General features: G+C 67.2%; 15 protein-coding genes. 4 read left to right on the forward strand and 11 right to left on the reverse strand.

Annotated elements, in window-relative coordinates:
• Window positions 1-57 precede the first annotated feature (57 nt).
• A complete protein-coding gene (gene purL / locus WHX56_RS22555) occupies window positions 58-4,107 on the reverse strand; it encodes a phosphoribosylformylglycinamidine synthase (RefSeq protein WP_338879071.1) in 4,050 nt (1,349 codons plus the stop codon).
• Window positions 4,108-4,469: 362 nt separating this feature from the next.
• Here purL and WHX56_RS22560 point away from each other — a divergent pair, with 362 nt between their 5' ends.
• The 3 genes from WHX56_RS22560 to WHX56_RS22570 all read left to right on the forward strand — a co-directional run bounded on the left by WHX56_RS22560 (window position 4,470) and on the right by WHX56_RS22570 (window position 7,427).
• Window positions 4,470-5,027 carry a TRAP transporter small permease gene (locus tag WHX56_RS22560; RefSeq protein WP_129242184.1) on the forward strand — a complete coding sequence of 186 codons (558 nt, stop codon included), beginning with the start codon at window positions 4,470-4,472 and terminating at the stop codon, window positions 5,025-5,027.
• Complete coding sequence (locus WHX56_RS22565; RefSeq protein ID WP_129242183.1) at window positions 5,024-6,322, forward strand: TRAP transporter large permease; 1,299 nt, start codon at window positions 5,024-5,026, stop codon at window positions 6,320-6,322. The genes WHX56_RS22560 and WHX56_RS22565 overlap by 4 nt, the downstream gene beginning before the upstream one ends.
• Before the next feature lie 76 nt (window positions 6,323-6,398).
• The gene (locus WHX56_RS22570) at window positions 6,399-7,427 is read left to right on the forward strand and encodes a DctP family TRAP transporter solute-binding subunit (RefSeq protein ID WP_129242182.1); all 1,029 of its coding nucleotides are present in this window, start codon (window positions 6,399-6,401) and stop codon (window positions 7,425-7,427) included.
• 232 nt (window positions 7,428-7,659) lie between these two features.
• Here the strand turns inward: WHX56_RS22570 and greB are convergent, their stop codons facing one another.
• From greB to WHX56_RS22585, 3 genes are all read right to left on the reverse strand, one after another.
• Complete coding sequence (gene greB / locus WHX56_RS22575) at window positions 7,660-8,211, reverse strand: transcription elongation factor GreB (RefSeq protein ID WP_129242181.1); 552 nt, start codon at window positions 8,209-8,211, stop codon at window positions 7,660-7,662.
• 71 nt (window positions 8,212-8,282) lie between these two features.
• The gene (locus tag WHX56_RS22580) at window positions 8,283-9,128 is read right to left on the reverse strand and encodes a 3',5'-nucleoside bisphosphate phosphatase (protein WP_129242180.1); all 846 of its coding nucleotides are present in this window, start codon (window positions 9,126-9,128) and stop codon (window positions 8,283-8,285) included.
• Window positions 9,129-9,201: 73 nt separating this feature from the next.
• Window positions 9,202-10,137, reverse strand: a complete 936-nt coding sequence (locus tag WHX56_RS22585; RefSeq protein WP_338879072.1) for an alpha/beta hydrolase — start codon at window positions 10,135-10,137, stop codon at window positions 9,202-9,204.
• A gap of 313 nt (window positions 10,138-10,450) precedes the next feature.
• Between WHX56_RS22585 and cfa the strand changes: the two genes are divergently transcribed.
• The gene (cfa, locus tag WHX56_RS22590; RefSeq protein ID WP_129242178.1) at window positions 10,451-11,632 is read left to right on the forward strand and encodes a cyclopropane fatty acyl phospholipid synthase; all 1,182 of its coding nucleotides are present in this window, start codon (window positions 10,451-10,453) and stop codon (window positions 11,630-11,632) included.
• Window positions 11,633-11,800: 168 nt separating this feature from the next.
• Here cfa and WHX56_RS22595 read toward each other — a convergent pair whose 3' ends face one another.
• The 7 genes from WHX56_RS22595 to WHX56_RS22625 all read right to left on the reverse strand — a co-directional run bounded on the left by WHX56_RS22595 (window position 11,801) and on the right by WHX56_RS22625 (window position 19,489).
• Complete coding sequence (locus WHX56_RS22595; RefSeq protein ID WP_338878794.1) at window positions 11,801-12,775, reverse strand: IS110 family transposase; 975 nt, start codon at window positions 12,773-12,775, stop codon at window positions 11,801-11,803.
• A gap of 272 nt (window positions 12,776-13,047) precedes the next feature.
• A complete protein-coding gene (locus WHX56_RS22600) occupies window positions 13,048-14,706 on the reverse strand; it encodes a GMC family oxidoreductase (protein ID WP_338879073.1) in 1,659 nt (552 codons plus the stop codon).
• Window positions 14,707-14,967: 261 nt separating this feature from the next.
• Entirely contained in the window at window positions 14,968-15,948 is a 981-nt protein-coding gene (locus WHX56_RS22605) for a Bug family tripartite tricarboxylate transporter substrate binding protein (RefSeq protein ID WP_129242176.1), read from the reverse strand.
• A gap of 38 nt (window positions 15,949-15,986) precedes the next feature.
• A complete protein-coding gene (locus tag WHX56_RS22610; RefSeq protein ID WP_129242175.1) occupies window positions 15,987-16,319 on the reverse strand; it encodes a carboxymuconolactone decarboxylase family protein in 333 nt (110 codons plus the stop codon).
• A 61-nt stretch (window positions 16,320-16,380) separates the two neighbouring features.
• Window positions 16,381-17,145, reverse strand: a complete 765-nt coding sequence (locus WHX56_RS22615; RefSeq protein ID WP_338879074.1) for an enoyl-CoA hydratase/isomerase family protein — start codon at window positions 17,143-17,145, stop codon at window positions 16,381-16,383.
• Window positions 17,146-17,156: 11 nt separating this feature from the next.
• The gene (locus WHX56_RS22620) at window positions 17,157-17,897 is read right to left on the reverse strand and encodes an IclR family transcriptional regulator (protein WP_338879075.1); all 741 of its coding nucleotides are present in this window, start codon (window positions 17,895-17,897) and stop codon (window positions 17,157-17,159) included.
• An 11-nt stretch (window positions 17,898-17,908) separates the two neighbouring features.
• Complete coding sequence (locus WHX56_RS22625; RefSeq protein WP_338879076.1) at window positions 17,909-19,489, reverse strand: class I adenylate-forming enzyme family protein; 1,581 nt, start codon at window positions 19,487-19,489, stop codon at window positions 17,909-17,911.
• Between the last annotated feature and the right edge of the window lie 5 nt (window positions 19,490-19,494).

Genomic DNA, 19,494 nt, shown 5'->3' on the forward strand with positions numbered 1-19,494 from the left:
AACCCCCATCGCGAGCGATGGGGGGTTTGCAAGGGGCGCCGCCGCGCGCCGCCACACTTATTTCAACCAGACCCGCGCATTGCGGAAAATGCGCATCCACGGGCTGAACGCGCCGCCCGTGTCGGCGGCGCCCCATTTCTCGGGCGCCCACGACATCATGACGTTGCGGGTCACGCGTTCCGGGTGCGGCATCATGACGGTGAAGCGGCCGTCGGCCGTGGTGACGGAGGTCAGGCCGCCGGGGCTGCCGTTCGGGTTGAACGGATAGGCTTCGGTGGCGCGGCCGGCGTTGTCGATATAGCGGGCGGCGGCCAGCACGCGGCCGGCGTCGCCCTGCTGCGAGAAGTCGGCGTAGCCTTCGCCGTGGGCCACGGCGACCGGCACTCGGGCGCCTTCCATGCCGGCGAAGAAGATCGACGGCGACTTGGCCACTTCCAGCATGGACAGGCGCGCTTCGTACTTTTCCGACTGGTTGCGCGTGAAGCGCGGCCAGAATTCGGCGCCCGGGATCATCGGCGCCAGCGCGGCCATCATTTGGCAGCCGTTGCACACGCCCAGCGCGAAGGTGTCGGGGCGCGCGAAGTACGCGGCGAACTGGTCCGACAGCTTGCCATTGAAGCGGATGGTGCGCGCCCAGCCCTCGCCGGCGCCCAGCACGTCGCCGTAGCTGAAGCCGCCCACGGCCACCAGGCCCTGCGCCTGCGCCAGGTCCACGCGGCCGGACAGCAGGTCGGTCATGTGCACGTCGATGGCTTCGAAGCCCGCAGTGTCGAACGCCCAGGCCATTTCGACCTGGCTGTTGCAGCCCTGCTCGCGCAGGATCGCCACACGCGGGCGCTTGCCCGTGTTGATGAAGGGCGCGGCCACGTCTTCCTGGGGGTCGAAGGCGACGTTCGGGCTCATGCCCGGGTCCGTGGCGTCGTTCCAGACGTCGAGTTCGGCCTGGGCGCAGGCGGGGTTGTCGCGGCGCGACATGATGCGGTAGGACACTTCGCTCCAGGCGCGGCCGAGTTCGGCGCGGGGCTGGCTCCAGACCTTCTTGCCGTCGCGGTAGAACTCGACTTCGTCCGCGCCGTTCAGGCCGCCGATGACGTGCGAGTGGGCCGACAGGCCCGCGCCGCGCAGCACCTGCATGACGGCGTCGCGCTGCGAGGCCGGCACCTGGATCACGGCACCGGCTTCTTCCGAGAACAGCGCCTTGAGCGTCAGCTCTTCGCGCTGCACCGCCACCTGCTCGGGACGGATCTTGTAGTCGCCCCAATCCGCCGATTGCGGATCGAAGGTCAGCATGTCCAGGTTCACCGAGATGCCGGTGCGGCCGGCGAAGGCCATTTCGGTCAAGGTGGCGAACAGGCCGCCGTCGGAGCGGTCGTGGTAGGACAGGATGGTGCCGGCCTCGGCCAAGGTGCGGATGGTGACGAAGAACGCGCGCAGGTCCTGCGGGGCGTCGATGTCGGGCACGGTCTCGCCGACCTGGCCGTAGGCCTGCGCCAGGATCGAGCCGCCCATGCGGTGGCGGCCGCGGCCCAGGTCGATCAGGATCAGCACGCTGTCGCCGGCGTCGGTGCGCAATTGCGGGGTCAGGCTGGCGCGCACGTCGGCCACGGGCGCGAAGGCCGTGACGATCAGCGAAACCGGCGCCACCACCTGGCGCTGCTCGCCGTCCTGTTCCCAGGACGTCTTCATGGACAGGGAATCCTTGCCGACCGGGATGGACAGGCCGGTGGCCTGGCACAGTTCGCTGACGGCGGACACGGTGTCGTACAGCGCCGCGTCCTGGCCGTCCACGCCGCAGGCGGCCATCCAGTTGGCCGACAGCTTGATGTCTTCCAGGCGCGCCACGTCGGCGGCGGCCAGGTTGGTCAGGGCCTCGGCCACGGCCATGCGGCCCGAGGCCGGGGCGTCCAGCATGGCGATCGGGGTCCGCTCGCCCATGGACATGGCTTCGCCGCGGAAGCCTTCGTAGTCGGCCAGCGTGACGGCGCAGTCGGCCACCGGCACCTGCCACGGGCCGACCATCTGGTCGCGGCTGGACAGGCCGCCGACCGTGCGGTCGCCGATGGTGATGAGGAAGGACTTGTTGGCCACCGTGGGGTGGCGCAGCACGCGGTAGGCGGCTTCGGTGAGGTCGATGCCGGCCAGGTCCAGCGGCGCGGACACGCCGGGCAGGTGCTTCACGTCGCGCGTCATGCGCGGCGGCTTGCCCAGGATCACGTCGATCGGCACGTCCACCGGGCGCACTTCGGCGTCGCCTTGCGGGCGGATCGTGTCCAGGCCGGGCAGGCCTTCGCCATCCACCACGCGCAACTGGCGTTCCTCGGTGGCCACGCCCACCACCGCGTAGGGGCAGCGTTCGCGGCGCGCGATGGCGTCGAAGCGTTCGAGGTCCTTGGGCAGGATCGACAGGACGTAGCGCTCCTGCGATTCGTTGCTCCAGATTTCGGCGGGCGACAGGCCCGACTCTTCCAGCGGCACGCGCTTCAGGTCGAAGATGGCGCCGCGGCCGGCGTCGTTGACCAATTCAGGGAAGGCGTTGGACAGGCCGCCCGCACCCACGTCGTGGATCGCGATGATGGGGTTGTTCTCGGCCTGCTGCCAGCAGCGGTCGATGACTTCCTGCGCGCGGCGCTCGATCTCGGGGTTGCCGCGCTGGACGGAATCGAAGTCCAGTTCGGCCGAGTTGCTGCCCATGCTGATGCTGGACGCGGCGCCGCCGCCCATGCCGATACGGAAGCCCGGGCCGCCCAACTGGATCAGCAGCGCGCCGGGGGGGATCACGTCTTTGTGCGTCAGGCCGGCGTCGATGCTGCCCAGGCCGCCCGCGATCATGATGGGCTTGTGGTAGCCCCAGCGCGTGCCGCCGGCGGTCTGCTCGAACGAGCGGAAATAGCCCAGCAGGTTGGGCCGGCCGAATTCGTTGTTGAACGCCGCGCCGCCGATGGGGCCGTCGATCATGATGGACAGCGGCGAGGCGATGCGCTCGGGCAGGCCGTGGTGGTCGGCTTCCCAGGGCTGCGGGGCGTCGTCGAAACGCAGGTGCGACACGGTGAAGCCGGTCAGGCCCGCCTTGGGCTTGGAGCCGCGGCCGGTAGCGCCTTCGTCGCGGATTTCGCCGCCGTTGCCCGTGGAGGCGCCGGGGAACGGCGCGATCGCGGTCGGGTGGTTGTGGGTTTCCACCTTCATCAGCGTGTGCACGACGGTGTCGCGGCGGATGTAGCGGGCGCCGTCGGCGCCCTCGCCCGTGACACCGGGCACGCCGGCCTGGAAGCGCTGCGCAGGGCCGCCTTCCATGATGGCGGCGTTGTCCGAGTAGGCCACCACGGTGCCTTCCGGCTGCGCCTTGTGCGTGGCGCGGATCATGCCGAACAGCGTGTTCGGCTGTTCCTGGCCGTCGATCACCCACTGGGCGTTGAAGATCTTGTGGCGGCAGTGTTCGCTGTTGGCCTGCGCGAACATCATCAGTTCCACGTCGGTGGGGTCGCGCCCCAGGTCGGTGAACGACTTGGCCAGGTATTCGATTTCGTCTTCCGACAGGGCCAGGCCCAGCGAGACGTTCGCCTCGGCCAAGGCCTGGACGCCGTTGGCCTGCACGCCCACCGTGCGCATCGGCTTGCCCGCCAGCGGCTGGAACAGCGCCTGGCCGTCGAAGCCGGCGTCCACCACGGTTTCGGTCATGCGGTCGTGCAGGCAGTCGGCCGCTCGCGCCAGCATGGCGTCGTCGAAGGACTTGGCGCCCAGCAGGCCGCGTTCGGGCGTGATCACGTAGCGCACGCCGCGTTCGATGCGGTGGACCGACGACAGCCCGCAGTTGTGGGCGATGTCGGTGGCCTTGCTGGCCCACGGAGAAATCGTGCCCAGGCGCGGAATGACCAGCAGCGACAGGCTCTTGGCCGGCGCATCGGCGGTGGCCGGCGTGCCGTAGTCCAGCAACTGGGTCAGTTGGCGCTGCTGGTCGGCCGTCAGGGCGGCGTCGGTGCTGACGAAGTGCTCGTAGCGGGCGGATATGTCGGCCACCGGCAGGCCGGCTTCCTTCAATTGCGCCAGGAGGCGGTCGCGACGAAAGGAGGACAGGACGGAGGAACCAGGCAGATGCTGAACTAGGGACACGATGCGGGCGCCGTATAAGGGAGAAAAGGGCAAAAAGTGATTTTACCCGTTTAGGGGGTTTTCCCGGGGCCACCGTTCAATCCGGCGGGGAACGGCCGTTTCCGGTCACTGTTACAAAAGAATTCCAGACCGCGGACGCGACGATGCCGCATCGCAGCATTCCACGCTTTCTCCTTACGGAATCTGCCTTTGCACTCAAAGTGTGCGGATGATCCGGCACGTTTATGGTGCATCGCGTCATGTTGCAGCCATCCCGCACCGCGGGAAAACACGAGCTTCCGCTCCCGCGGCGCGACGGTAGGATGCAGCGACCCCATAAATAACAAGCAAAGCGCCGACCCGCGCGCTGGCCGTTGCCTCACATGTCCCGCCCCGAAGCCCCCGCCGAGCCCGTCGAACCGATCATCCCCGCAGAAGCAGATCCCGCCGTAAAAGTGCCGCTGGCCATCGAGGACTGGCTGGCCGTCATCCTGCTGGCGGTCCTGGCCACCATTACCTTCCTGAACGTGCTGGTGCGCTACTTCACCGACCAGTCGTTCGCGTGGACGGAAGAAATCTCGGTGTTCCTGCTGATCGTCCTGACCATGGCGGGCGGCAGCGTCGCGTTCGTGCGCAACCACCACATCCGCATCGAAATCCTGGCCGACAACGGCTCTCCGCGCCGCCAGCGCATCATGGCGCTGATTTCCAACGGCTGCGTGCTGGCGTTCTTCGTGCTGCTGACCGTGCTGTCGGTCAAGCTGGTGGCCGACGAATACATCTACGAAGAAACCTCCCCCGCGATCGGCGTGCCGACCTGGTGGTATTCGATCTGGCTGCCGGTCATGGCCGCGGCCATTTCGCTGCGCACCGCCGGCATCCTCCGCCGGATCGCGCGCGCGCCCCTTTCCGCCGGCGCGGCCCGCGGGGAACAGCCATGATCGCGGGCATTCTCTTCACCGTCTTCATCGTCCTGATGCTGATCGGCGTGCCGGTCGGCGTGGCGCTGGGCATCGGCGGCACCGTGGCCATCGTGCTGTCCAACCTGGACACCCCCTGGTACGGCCTCCTGACCGTGCCGCAGAACTTCTACGCCGGCCTGGCGAAATACCCGCTGCTGGCGATTCCCATGTTCGTGCTGGTGGGCTCGATCTTCGACCGGTCCGGCGTGGCCAAGCGGCTGGTGGACTTCGCGATCGCCATCGTCGGCCGCGGCCCGGGCATGCTGCCGCTGGTGTCGATCGCCGTGGCCATGTTCCTGGGCGGCATCTCCGGCTCCGGCCCGGCGTGCGCGGCCGCGGTCGGCGCCGTGATGATCACCGCCATGTCGCGCGCGGGCTATCCCGGGTCGTTCTCGGCCGCCGTCGTGGCCGCCGGCGCCGCCACGGACATCCTGATCCCGCCTTCGGTGGCCTTCATCATTTATTCGGTGCTGGTGCCCGGCGCCTCGGTACCGGCCCTGTTCGCCGCCGGCATGGTGCCCGGCATCCTGGCCGGCTTCGCGCTCATCGTTCCGGCGGTGTGGCTGGCCCGCAAGCACAAGATGGGCGCGCTGGAAGCCCACCTGCCGCGCCCGCCCTTCTGGGCCAGCCTGCGCGAGGCCTCGTGGGGCCTGGCCGCGCCGGTCCTGATCCTGGGCGGGATGCGCATGGGCTGGTTCACGCCCACGGAAGCCGCCGTGGTCGCGGTGTTCTACGGCCTGTTCGTCGGCGTGTTCATCCACCGCACCATCAAGCTGCGCGACCTGTTCACCATCCTGCGCGAAGCGGCCGAACTGTCCGCCGTCATCATGCTGGTCGTGACCCTGGCCGGCATCTTCGCCTGGGCGCTGTCCACGCTCAGCGTGATCGACCCCATCACGCACGCCATCGTCAATTCGGGCCTGGGCGAATATGGCGTGCTGGCGCTCTTGATCCTGCTGCTGATGACCGTGGGCATGTTCCTGGACGGCATCTCCATCTTCCTGATCTTCGTGCCGCTGCTCATGCCCATCGCCAACGCCTACGGCTGGGATCCGGTGTGGTTCGGCGTCATCCTCACCCTGAAGGTGGCGCTGGGCCAGTTCACTCCGCCGCTGGCCGTGAACCTGATGGTGTCGTGCCGCATCGCGCGCGTGCCCATGGAGTCCACGGTGCGCTGGGTGGTGTGGCTGCTGGGCGCGATGTTCCTGGTGCTGGTCGCGGTGCTGGCGTTCCCGCAACTGGCGCTGTGGCTGCCTCACAAGCTGGGTTATTGAAGGGGCGGGACCCCGCCGGCATTACGGGTGTGCATTACACAACAACAGACAGACTTGCAAAGAGAGGAGACGCAACATGAAATTCCGCAACTTGATCGGCGCCGCCCTGTGCGCCGCGGCGGCGGTGGGCATGGCGCCCGCCCACGCGCAGACCTACAAGCCCGAGTACAAGCTGTCCATCGTCGTCGGAACCACCTTCCCGTGGGGCCAGGGCGCCGAAATCTGGTCGAACCTGGTGCGCGAACGCACGCAAGGCCGCATCAACATCAAGGTCTACCCCGGCACCTCGCTGGTCCAGGGCGACCAGACCCGCGAATTCACCGCCATCCGCCAGGGCGTGATCGACATGGCCGTCGGCTCCACCATCAACTGGTCGCCGCAGGTCAAGCAGTTGAACCTGTTCTCCCTGCCCTTCCTGATGCCCGACTACGCCGCCATCGATTCGCTGGTGCAAGGCGACGTGGGCCGCGAAATGTTCAAGCTCATCGAGAAGGCCGGCGTGGTGCCATTGGCCTGGGGCGAGAACGGCTACCGCCAGCTCAGCAACTCCAAGCATGAAATCAAGAAGCCCGAGGACATGAAGGGCCTGAAGCTGCGCGTGGTGGGTTCGCCGCTGTACATCGACACCTTCACCGCGCTGGGCGCCAACCCCACGCAGATGAGCTGGGCCGACGCCCAGCCCGCGCTGGCCAGCGGCGCCGTGGACGGCCAGGAGAACCCCCTGTCCATCTACACCGGCTCCAAGCTCTACACCGTGGGCCAGAAGTACCTGACCCTGTGGAACTACGTGGCCGATCCGCTGATCTTCGTGGTCAACCGCGAGGTCTGGAATTCCTGGTCCGAAAAGGACCGCGACATCGTGCGCCAGGCCGCGCTGGACGCCGGCAAGCAGCAGATCGTGATCGCCCGCAAGGGCGTGACGCCCGAAGACCCGTCCCTGCTGAAAGAGATCGAGGGCCATGGCGTCACCGTGACCTCGCTGTCGCCGGCCGACCATGACGCCTTCGTGAAGGTCACCAAGCCGGTCTACGACAAGTGGAAGAAGCAGATCGGCGAAGACCTGGTGAACCTGGCCGAGAAGTCGATCGCCAACCGCAAGAAGTAAGCGCGCAAGAACACAGCAAGCCCCAGGGGAAACGGCGGCGCAAGCCGCCAACCGAGGCAGGGACGCCAGATCCCGCCCGCCAACGGGCGCCGGCCAAAAGCTGGCGTCCGTTTTTTTTTGTTGGGAGGGTGTGTCTTTTTGTTGGGGGGTGTCTGACACCCGTACGAGACACCCTCCCAGGCTGACGCCGGAGCACCCGGGTGTCAGACACCCCCCCAACAAAAACCAGCCCCTACCCCGGATAACTCACTTCCAGGATATCCAGTTCCTCGATCCCGCCCGGCGTGCGCAGCACCACCGTATCGCCTTCCTTCGCCTTGATCAGCGCGCGGGCCACGGGGGAAATCCAACTGATCTTGCCTGCCAGGGGTTCGGCCTCGTCGACGCCGACGATGGTCACCCGGTGTTCCGCGCCGGCCTTGTCGGAATACAGCACCGTGGCGCCGAAGAAGACCTGGTCGCGGTTGGGCTGGGCGGCGGGGTCGACGACTTCCGCGATGTCCAGCCGCTTGGTCAGGAAGCGCATGCGGCGGTCGATCTCGCGCAGGCGTTTCTTGCCGTAGAGATAGTCGCCGTTCTCGGAACGGTCGCCATTGGACGCGGCCCAGGACACCACCTGCACGACGGCGGGCCGCTCCACGTTCATCAGGTGCGTGAGTTCGCCCCGCAGGCGTTCGTAGCCGCCGGGCGTCATGTAGTTCTTCGTGCCCGCCGGAAGCGCCTGGGCCTGCGGCAGATCGTCGTCGTCCTCGTGGTCGGACTCTTTAACAAAGGCTTTGTTCATGGCGGTTGCGCCGGTTGGGCGCGGTCACAGTCGATAGCTTGGAGGGCAAGGCGGCGGGGCCGCCGCCCGCGTCAGAACCAGTCGTGCCAGACCGGTTTAAGGTCGGACGGCAGCGCCGGCAGGCGGCCCAGGTCCATCCGGCTTTCCTTCGGGCTATGGAAGTCCGAGCCGCGCGACGCCAGGAAACCGTAGCGGCGCGCCACGTCCGCATAGTGGCGGGCTTCCTCGGCGGTATGGCTGCCCGTGTTGACCTCGATGCCCACGCCGCCCAGTTGCAGGAATTCGTCGAACAGCGCGGCGAACTGCAAGGGCGTGTACTTGTAGCGGCCCGGATGCGCGATGACGGCCAGGCCGCCCGCGCCGCGTATCCAGCCCACCGCTTCCGCCAGCGTGGCCCATTGCATGGGCACGTGGCCGGGCCGGTCGTCGCCCAGATGCTTGTTGAACACGGTCTGCACGTCGGGGCAGTAGCCGGCCTCGACCAGGTAGCGCGCGAAGTGCGTGCGGCTGATCAGTTCGGGATTGCCGGCGAACGGCAGCGCGCCTTCGTAGGCGCCGGGCATGCCCATGCCCGCCAGGCGTTCGCCGATGCGCTTGGCGCGTTCGGCGCGGCCGGCGCGGGTCTTGCGCAGCCCTTCGACCAGGACGGTGTTTTCGGGATCGAAGCGCAGCCCCACGATGTGCACCGTCAGGCCTGCCCACGTCACGGAAATCTCGACGCCGGTGGCGAATTGCATGCCCAGTTCGCGCGCCATGCCGGCGGCTTCCGCCAGCCCGCCCACTTCGTCGTGGTCGGTCAGCGCCCAGACGTCCACGCCGTTGGCGTGCGCGCGCTGCGCCACGTCGCGGGGCGCGAGCGCGCCGTCCGAGACGGTGGAATGGCAATGCAGGTCGATGTTCAGGGTGCGCGCGTTCATGGGCCTATTGTAGAGAAGGCCCGCCAGCGTGGATAGCGCCCTGTCCGTCCCTGGTTTGCAGGGTGGACAGACCCTAGTTCAGCAGGAAGGCCGCCACCGGCTCCACCTGCTCGTCGGCGATCAGCGTGGGCGCGTGGCCCACGCCCCGCACCTCGTGCGCCCGCGCGCGCGGGTTGCGCTCGAGCATTTCCTGGACGGTGGCGCGCGTCAGCAGGTCGGACAGTTCGCCGCGCACGATCAGCGTCGGGCAGTCCACGGTGTCATAGGCGCGCCACAGAATCTGCTCGCCGGCGGCCAGTTCCTCCGGCGTCTGCGCGGCCAGGGCCTGGGCCAGCGCCAGATCGTAGTGCTTCACCCATTTGCCGCCGTACTCGGGATACAGATAGCGCGCCAGATCGGCCCATTGCGCGTCCGTGTGCGGCCCGAAGGTTTCCGAATTGGCCCGCATGGTGGCGACGGCCTCCTCGAACGAGGCGAACTCCCCGGCCTCGCCCACGTACTGGCCGATGCGCGCCAGGGCGCCCGTTTCCAGGCGCGGACCCACGTCGTTCAACACCAGCCTCTCCAGGCGCACGCCCTCGCCGGGCGGCAGCATGCCGGCGTGCGGACGCATCGCCAGCATGGCGCGGGCGAATACCGCCGCGCCGGACAGCGCCAGGCCGACCAGTCCGCCCATGGACGTGCCCAGCCAGGCCAGCCGCGCCGGCCGCAGCCGGGCGATCAGGGTCACCATGTCGGACACGTATTGCGGCACCGTGTAGAACGCCGGGTTGGCCAGCCAGTCCGAACGGCCCCGGCCCACCACGTCCGGGCAGACCACGCGGTACTGCCCGGCCAGGCGGCGGGCCAGCGCATCGAAATCGCGGCCGCTGCGGGTCAGCCCGTGCACGCAGACCAGCACCCGGTCGTTGGCGGGATCGCCCCATTCCCAGTAGGCCATGCGATGCAGGCCGGCCGGGCTGGCGCAGGTGACGAATTCCAAACGGGGTTCCAGGCTGGCGTCCACCATCGATACACTCCACGAATCTGCGCGCGCCGATACGGCGGCGCGCTAGGGCCCGGTAGTGTAATCGCGGCGGGCTTGCGCGCGCATGACAGCCGGACGGGCCGCGGCGCCCGCGCCGCGGGCTGGACTATCGGCCCGGTCGTCGCTACGATCATCCCATCCGGATCGACGCCCCCGCCCCCGGGGCGGACAGGAAATTGCGGTTGCCTATCGGCGCGATCCAATCATTAAATTGGAGTTGCCCACGGTTTCGCGCCACAGTTGACAGTCCCAAGCATTGCCAGATCAGTCTTCCCAAAATTGATATGGAGTCCGTATGCAGCAAAGCAGTCCCGTTTCCCCGCTGACCCCCGACGATTCCGCCGTCGGCACCCCTCCCCCCGTAGCCCCCAAAGTGCTGCAGGATCTCCTGGCCCGCGCCGACGTGCAGATCAACGGCACGCGTCCCTGGGACATCCAGGTGCACGACAGGCACATGTACGACCGCGTCTTCGCGAGCTGGTCGCTGGGCCTGGGCGAATCCTACATGGATGGCGAGTGGGACTGCGACGAACTGGACGAGCTGTTCACCCGACTGCTGCGCGCCGACATAGAATCGGCGGCGCTGGGCCTGGCCCGCGTCAAGCTGATCGCCGAACACCTGCGCCACAAGCTGTTCAACCTGCAATCCAAGCACCGCGCGTTCGAGGTCGGCAAGCAGCACTACGACGCCGGCAACGACGTGTTCGAGGCCATGCTGGACAGCCGCATGATCTATTCCTGCGCCTACTGGGAACACGCCCGGACGCTGGAGGAAGCCCAGTTGGCCAAGCTGGACATGATCTGCCGCAAGCTACAGCTCAAAGAAGGCGAGACCCTGCTGGACATCGGCTGCGGCTGGGGCGGGCTGGCCAAGTTCGCCGCCGAGCGCTATGGCGTCAAGGTCACCGGCGTGACCGTCTCCAAGGAACAGCTCGCGCTGGCGCAGGAACGCGTGAAGGGCCTGCCCGTGGAACTGCTGCTGCAGGACTACCGCGACCTCCAGGGCAGCTTCGACAAGGTGGTGTCGGTGGGGATGTTCGAGCACGTGGGCCCCAAGAACTACGACACTTACTTCACCCACGTGCAGCGCCTGATGGCCCCCGGCGGCGTGTTCCTGCTGCACACCATCGGCATCGCGTCCACCAGCCAGAGCACCGATCCCTGGATCGACCGCTACGTCTTCCCGAACGGCAAGCTGCCCTCGGCCCGCGAGATCGCGACGGCGGTGGAAGGCCGTTTCATCATCGAAGACTGGCATAACTTCGGCGCCGACTACGACCGCACGCTGATGGCGTGGTGGGAGAATTTCGAACGCGCCTGGCCCGAACTGGAACCGCGCTACGGCCCGCGCTTCTACCGCATGTGGAAATACTATCTGATGTGCTGCGCCGGCTTCTTCCGGTCGCGCGAGGGCCAGCTCTGGCAGGTGATGCTGACCCACCCGCAGCGCCAGGACACGTACCGGTCGCTGCGCTGAAGGCACCGTAGCCAGGTGTCTGACACCCTTATGGAATGCCCGTCAGGCTGTAGCGGTGGTTCCGGGTGTCTGACACCAACCGATTTCATAGTTGGTGTCAGACACCCGGGAAGATCGTCTCGTGTCTGGATGACTATCCCGTAAGATACCGTCTTGGCCGTCAAGCGATCAGACGTAGTCTGGTCGGTATCGTGATCGGGTTTTAAGCACGCCGAAGCATAGATGCACCAGCTTTCTCATGGCCGCGCCGAGCGCGGCCATTCTGCTTTTGCCCGCCAGCAGCAGTCGCTCGTAGAGCGCGCGGATATGGGGATTGCGACGAATGCCGACGATGGCAGCCATGTAGAACGTGGCACGCACCCGAGCAGGACCGGCCTTTGACAGGTGCGCACGGCCATTGAGGCTGGTGCCCGACTGACGCTGCACGGGAACCAGCCCCAGATAGGCCGCCAAGGCCTCGGCAGACTCGATGCGTTTGCTATGCATGATCGACAGGATCGCGTTGCTGGCCTGCGGGCCGATGGCCGGGATGCTGGTGAGCAACTCCCGGTCTTCCTTCAAATCGGGATGGCGGTCGATGTGGTCATCGATGGCCCGCTCCAGGCGCTTGATCTCTTCGCGCAGGAACGCAATGGCCTTGGCGATGGAACCTTCGACCAGGACGGGCAGATCACTGAACTGCGTTTTCTCCTGCCGGTTGAGCTCACGCAACAAGTCTTTGCTCAGCGCGTTGCGCCGCGCCAGCAAGGCACGCAACTGCCGCGCATGCAGGGGCGCGGGGTGCCATAGCGCCGGCTTGAGCGCCTGACCGTAACGGGCCAGCACGTAGCTGTCGATCCCGTCGGTCTTGGAGCGCACCGCCAGCGCACCCGCGAAGTCGCGCACCTGGGCTGGATTCACCACGGAGACACTGACCGAAGCGTCATGCAGCGCGGTGGCGGCCTGTTCGTGATACTGCCCCGTCGGTTCGAGTACGGCGTGTAACTGCTGCGGCTGGGCGCCTTGCTTGGCGCACCATTGCAGCAGCGTCTGGATGCCGGCTACCGAATTGGGGACGACCTTGGTCTTGCGTTTGTCTCCTTCACTGCCCAGCAGCGCGCAATCCAGTTTCGCTTTGGAGACGTCGATTCCTAGAAAAAACATGACTTAGCTCCCTTGCCGATTCCAAAGAAGCCCGCTGCGCCCACTTGCCTTGTACATGCAGGGTCCAAATGCCCTAGGCTACCGTCCAGTGTCCAGCCGGCTCAGAGGTGCGGATTCGAGGCTTAATCTTTCGAGCAAAGTCCAAGCTTTGGGTGTCAGAACAAGCTGCTCGAATCCGCTGTGGTGATAGCTAATCACCACGGGGACCAAGATACAAGGGTGTCAGACACTGGCTGCACCGACTGTGTCAGACACTGGCTACATCGGCGGTGTCAGACACTGGCTACATCGACACCGGCATCGGCACGGACTCCGGCATCGGCCTGCGCCGCGTCCTCGCGGATCATTTGCGCCGCGCGCTCCGCGATCATGATCGTCGGCGAATTGGTGTTGCCCGAGGTAATCAGCGGCATCACCGACGCGTCGGCGATGCGCAGGCCTTCCAGCCCGTGCACGCGCAGCCGCGCGTCCACCACCGCGCCGCCGTCCGCGTCGCGCCCCATGGCGCAGGTGCCCACTGGATGGAAGATGGTGGTGCCGATCTTGCCGGCCGCCTCGCGCAGTTCGGCTTCCGTCTGGAACGCCGGGCCCGGCAGCCACTCCTGCGGCCGGTAGCGCTGCAGCGCGGGCGCCGCGGCGATCCGGCGCACCAGGCGGATGGAATCCGCCGCCACGCGCAGGTCTTCCTCGGTGCTGAGATAGTTGGGCGTGATGACGGGCGCCAGGCCCGCGCCTTGCGGGCCCTGCGCGTGCACGCTGCCGCGCGAGGTGGGCCGCAGGTTGCACACGCTGGCGGTGAAGGCGTCGAAGCCGTGCAGGGGCTCGCCGAACGCGCCCAGCGACAGGGGCTGGACGTGGAATTCCACGTTGGCGCGCGCCTGGCCGGGATCCGATTTGGCGAACGCGCCCAGTTGCGACGGCGCCATGCTCATCGGGCCGCTGCGGTTGACCAGGTATTCCAGACCAATGCCCGCCCTGCCCCACCACGTGGAAGCGATGCGGTTCAGCGTCTTGACGCCGTCCACCTTGAGGATGATCCGCAGTTGCAGGTGGTCCTGCAGGTTCTCGCCCACGCCGGGCAAGGCGTGGCGCAGTTCGATGCCGCTTTCGCGCAGGCGCGCCGGCTCGCCCACGCCGGAAAGCTCCAGCAGTTGCGGCGTATTCACCGCTCCCGCCGCCAGCACCACCTCGCGGCGCGCGCGCACCGTGGCCACCGCCCCGCCGCGGCGCAACTGCACGCCGACGCAGCGCTTGCCTTCGAACACCAGTTGCTCGGCCAGCACGCCGGTTTCCACGCGCAGGTTCGGGCGTTTGCGCACCGGGCGCAGGAACGCCTTGGACGTGTTCCAGCGCCAGCCGCGGCGCTGATTCACTTCGAAGTAGCCGCTGCCGAAATTGTCGCCGCGGTTGAAGTCCTGCACGCGCGGGATGCCTTCCTGTTCGGCCGCGGCGGCGAAGGCTTCCAGGATGTCCCAGCGCAGGCGCTGCGGCTCCACCCGCCATTCGCCGCCCGCGCCGTGATGGGCGTCGGCGCCGCGGTGATGGTCCTCGCTGCGCTTGAAGACCGGCAGCACCTGGTCCCAGCCCCAGGCCGGATCGCCCGACAGCGCGGCCCAGGCCTCGTAGTCCTCGCGCTGGCCGCGCATGTAGATCATGCCGTTGATCGACGAGCAGCCCCCCAGCACGCGCCCGCGCGGATAGATCAGCGAGCGGCCGCCCAGCCCCGGCTCGGCGGCGGTGCGGTACATCCAGTCCGTGCGCGGATTGCCGATGCAATGCAGATATCCCACCGGAATGTGGATCCAGTGGTAGTTGTCGCGCCCGCCGGCCTCCAGCAACAGCACCTGCACGGACGGATCCTGGCTCAACCGGTTGGCCAGCACACAGCCGGCCGACCCCGCGCCCACGATGATGTAGTCGTATGTCTCCATAAGCTCTTCTTATCTGCTTGCCGGGACAATGCGTCCGCCGGCGGGGTGAGCCGACCCGGCTGCGGCGGGTGGGCGCGCGCCGGGCATCTGCCGTGACTCTGGCGCAGCGGGACGGAACTGTCCAATGAATTGTTGAAAAACCGTTTATAAGCAACCTTAATAATGGTCGACGGACGACGCTGCCGCGCCACCTTCCCCGCGGTAATGCTCGATGAACCAAAAAAAAGCCCCCGGTTCGGGGGCGGCAGGCATGCGCAGCGGCTAATCCAGCTTGATGCCGGCCTCTTTGACGATACGTCCCCAACGTTCGTAGTCGTCGCGCAGGATGGTTTGCAGTTCATCGGAGGTGCTGGTCAGGGTTTCGACCCGTTGGGCACGCACCTGGGCTTGCAGCTCCGGAGACGCCAGCGCCTTGGCGAGCCCGGCGCTGAGTTTGTCGCGAACGGCCGGCGGCACGCCCTTGGGCGCGATGACCGCCCACCAGAGGTCCTCGCCGGACTTGGCATAGCCGGGCACGCCGGCTTCGTTCATGGTGGGCACGTCGGGCAGGAACGGGCTGCGCTCGGCGCTGGTGACGGCCAGCGCGCGCAAGGCGCCCGACTCGATCAGCGGCATGGAGGTATTGAGGGTGTCGAACATGAAATCCACGTTGCCGGCCACTACGTCGGCCAGGGCCGGGCCACTGCCGCGGTAAGGCACGTGCATGAACCTGGTCTGGGTCAACTGCTTGAGCACCTCGCCCGATAGCTGGTTGGTCGACCCGTTGCCGGCCGAGGCGAAGGTAATGGTGCCCGGCTTGGCGCGGTCAAGCGCCAGCAGCTCCTGCACGTTCCTGGCCGGCACCTTGCTGTTGACCACCAGCACATTGACGAAACGGCCGGCCAGCCCGATGGGCGTGAAATCCTTGATCGGATCGTAAGGAAGGTCCGGATAGATGTGCGGGTTGATCGTCATGTTGCCGACGCTGGACATGCCGATGGTATAGCCGTCGGGCGCCGAGCGGGCGATCGCGGCGATGCCCACGCCGCCGCCCGCGCCCGAGCGGTTGGAGACCACGACGGGAACGCCGAGCACATTGCCCAATTGCCGGGCGATGGGCCGTGAAAACGTATCCATGGAACCGCCGGCCGGAAACGGCACGATGAACGTGATGGGCCCGGCCGGCCAGTTATCGGCGCTGGCCGGCGCGGCGGCGGCCAGCGCGCAGCCGGCGGCCAACAGCAAGCGTGCAAGTCTGGACATTCCCTTCCTCCCCTTGTCGTGTCGAAATAGGCGCGCGGCTACTTGCCGTCGATGGCGTCCATGACGCGCGCCGAGTAAACCAGGGCGGCGCCGGCGTTCAGGGCCACCGCCACGCCAAGCGCTTCGGCGATCTCTCCCTTGGTGGCGCCTTCCTTCAGCGCCTGCTTGGAATGCACGGCGATGCAGCCGTCGCAGCGGGTGGTGACGGCCACCGCCAGGGCGATCAGTTCGCGGGTCTTGGCATCGAGCTGATTGGTCTTCTGGCCCGCGGCCGACAACTGCTGATAGCCCTTGACGGTGTCGGGGCTGGCCGCGGCGATATCGCCGATGCGGGTCATCAGTTCCGAGTGGTATTGGTTCCAGTCCAGCATGAATCGTCCTTTGAATAGGCGGTTGGAAAAAACGACGCCGCCAGGCGGCGGCGATGGAAACTCATCGGCCGTAGCGGTCGCGCGCGGCGGCCGCGTCGGCGGATTGCCCGCACAACATGGCCTGGTCCACGTCCATATGGCTGCCCAGGTGGTTGAGGGCGTTGGCGTAGGCGTTGATGCTTTGCTTGGACATGCGCACCGCGAGGTCGGGCATTTTGCTGATGCGTTCGGCCAGCGCCCGCGCATGGCCGCGGGCCGCGCCGTCGGGCACGACGAAATCCGCCACCCCCCATTCCAGCGCCTTGTCGGCCGACATTTTTTCTCCCAGCAGAACGATCTGCTTCGCGCGCGCCGGCCCGGTCAGGTTTACCAGCCGCGGGATGGTCTGCCAGCCCAGCGGGATGCCGATCTGCACTTCCGGCACGAACAAATAGGCCGACCGGCCCATCACGCGCCAGTCGCACGCCAGCGTGAGGGCGATGCCGCCGCCCACATTCATGCCTTCGACAGCGGCGATCGTGATCTGCGGCATGTCTTCCCACGCTTTGCACAGGCGGGTTCCGCGCAGGGCCAGGGCGCGCTTTTCCAGCGCAGTCCTGTCGTCCTGCTTCCAGCGCGCGGGGTCGCCCAGGTCGATGCCCGCCGAGAACTCGGCGTCATTGCCGCTGAGCACGACGCAGGCGGTCGAGGTGTCCTGCTGGAATTCCAGCGCGATGTCCGTCAGGCGCAGCACCATGTCCTGGGTCAAGGCATTGCGCTTGGCGCCGCGGTCTATCGTGACGGTCGCCACCGGCCCCGCCTTCTCCACCGAAATGATTTCCTTCATGTCCATCCATCCTAGGCGTTCAACAATTCGGCGGCCGCCAGATCCGCGGCCGAATGCAATACCGAGACGATCTCGCGCAGATCGTGCGACTTGAGACGGGCAGCCGGGCCGACCACGCCGATGCTGTACAGGCCGCGCGCCTGCCCGTCCATGACGGGGCAGGCGACGCTCAGGACACCTTCGTCGATTTCGCCGTCGCAGACGGCGAACCCCTGTCGATGCACCTGGTCGAGTTCGTCCATCAAATCGGCGACCCGCAAGCTGGGCGTGCTGCGCGCCAGCGGCTCCAGCAGCGCCTGGATGCGCGGCGGATCCAGATAGGCCAGGATGGCCTTGCTCGACGAACACTTGTCCAGCGGCCGGCTGCCCACGCCGGGATAGATATAGAGCTGGTCCTTGCGGGTGGGCGTGACGGCCTGCACCAGGTCCACCTCGTCGTTCAGCAGCCGCGCGCAGAATGCGGTTTCCTCCAACCGCCCCACCACGAAGTTCAACGCCGGGTTGAACAGGGCCAGCTTGCTGTCCTGCGTCAGGCTCGCGCGCATCAGGCGGACCAGGCCGTCGCCCAGCACGAAATTGCCGGTGGCGTCGTCCACGCCGAGGTAGTCGATTTCGCGCAGCGAAGTGGCCAGCCGGTGGGTGGTGCTGCGCGGCAGGCCGGTAGCCGCGGCCAGGTCGGCCAGCGACAGGCCGAGGGAATGGCCGGAGACGGCGTGCAGGATGCGATGGTATCGGTTCAGGGGATTCGACATGGCGGGTGCTGTCAGGGCTGTTGTCGCAAGGCGATTTTGTCGACCTTGCCTATGGAGAGCATCGGCAGGGCGCTGCGGATGAAGAAGCGCTTGGGCACTTTGTAGTTGGCCATGCGCTCGCGGCACCAATGCGCCAGCTCGGACTCGGACACGGCGCCCTCGGGCTTGAGGATCAGATGGGCGTGGCCCACTTGCTGGTAGAGCTCGTCGTCGACCGCGATCACGGCCGACATCAACACGTGGGGATGCTGTTCGAGCACGACTTCGATTTCGCGCGGGTACACGTTGTAGCCGCCGGATTTGTACATTTCCTTGATGCGGCCGACCAGGCGGAAGTTGCCGGTCTCGTCGCATACCGCCATGTCGCCGGTCTTGAGCCAGCCATCGGCCGTGAAGGCTTCGGCGGTGGCGGCCTCGTCGCGCAGGTAGCCGTTCATGCTGTAGCGCCGGCGCACCTGTAGTTCGCCCTGCTCGCCCGCCGGGCCCGGCTCGCCGTGCTCGTCGACCACGCGCAGTTGGCCATCGGGGATGGCGCGCCCGATGGTGTAGGCGGCCGCCTCCAGGGTGTCGCTGGCCACGATATAGCTGACCGATCCGCAGGATTCGGTCAGGCCGTAGGTCGAGCCTATCCGCGGGCAGTGTTCCTGGACGCGCCGCAGAATGGGCATGGGAATGGCCGCGCCCGAGAAAATGAACCACTCCATCCGGCGCATGATGGCCATGTCGAACGAAGGTTCGCGGATCAGCATCTGCAGCATGGTCGAGCCCAGCATCAGCATATTGACGCGGTGCTTTTCGATCAGGCCCATGACGTCGGCCGGACGATAGCGTTCCTGGTAGACGATGGTGCCGCCGGCCAGGATTTGCGACAGGCCGCGGAAATGCATGCCGCCGATATGGTTGATGGGCGCGAAGTTGATGACCACGGGATGGCTGGCGGTGGCGAAGGTGCGCGCCTGCACGGTCGAACGGTAGATCAGCGCCGTCTGGCTGAGCAAGACCCCTTTGGGCTTGCCCGTGGTGCCCGAGGTGTAGACCAGCATGCTGGGCTGGGCCGGGTCGCCATACGGCGCCGGGCATGCCGGCGGGACGCCTTCGGCGCCTGCCAGGGCGCGCTCCAGGCTGTCGTCGCCCGGCATGTCGCCCTGGTAGAACACCAGCGCCGGGCGCGCCGCGTCAGGCTCCAGGCTGTCGAGCGCATCGCGCAAATCGTCGGCGTAGCGCCGTTCCTCGAACGAAGCGATCGAGATCACCAGTCTGGGGCGGGCATGCCCGATCACATACGCCACTTCGCGCGGCTGGTAGCGCGGGTTCAGGCCCACCCACAAGGCGCCCAGCCGGGCCGCGGCCAGGAACGACACCATCGCTTCGGGCGTGGGCGGGGCCAGCATCGCCACGCAATCGCCCGCAACGACGCCCCGCGCGCTCAGGCCCGCGGCGCAGCGTTCGACCCGGCCCGTCAGTTCCCCGTAGGTGATCGATGCATCGCCGTGCGCCAGCGCGACGCGGGCCGGATGCTGGCGCGCATGCCCCGCGATGACATCCCACCAGGTCGCGCCCGGCACCCGCACTTCATCTTCGTGATAACTCATTGCGT

Source organism: Achromobacter veterisilvae (assembly GCF_037619525.1).
GTDB lineage: Bacteria > Pseudomonadota > Gammaproteobacteria > Burkholderiales > Burkholderiaceae_B > Achromobacter > Achromobacter veterisilvae.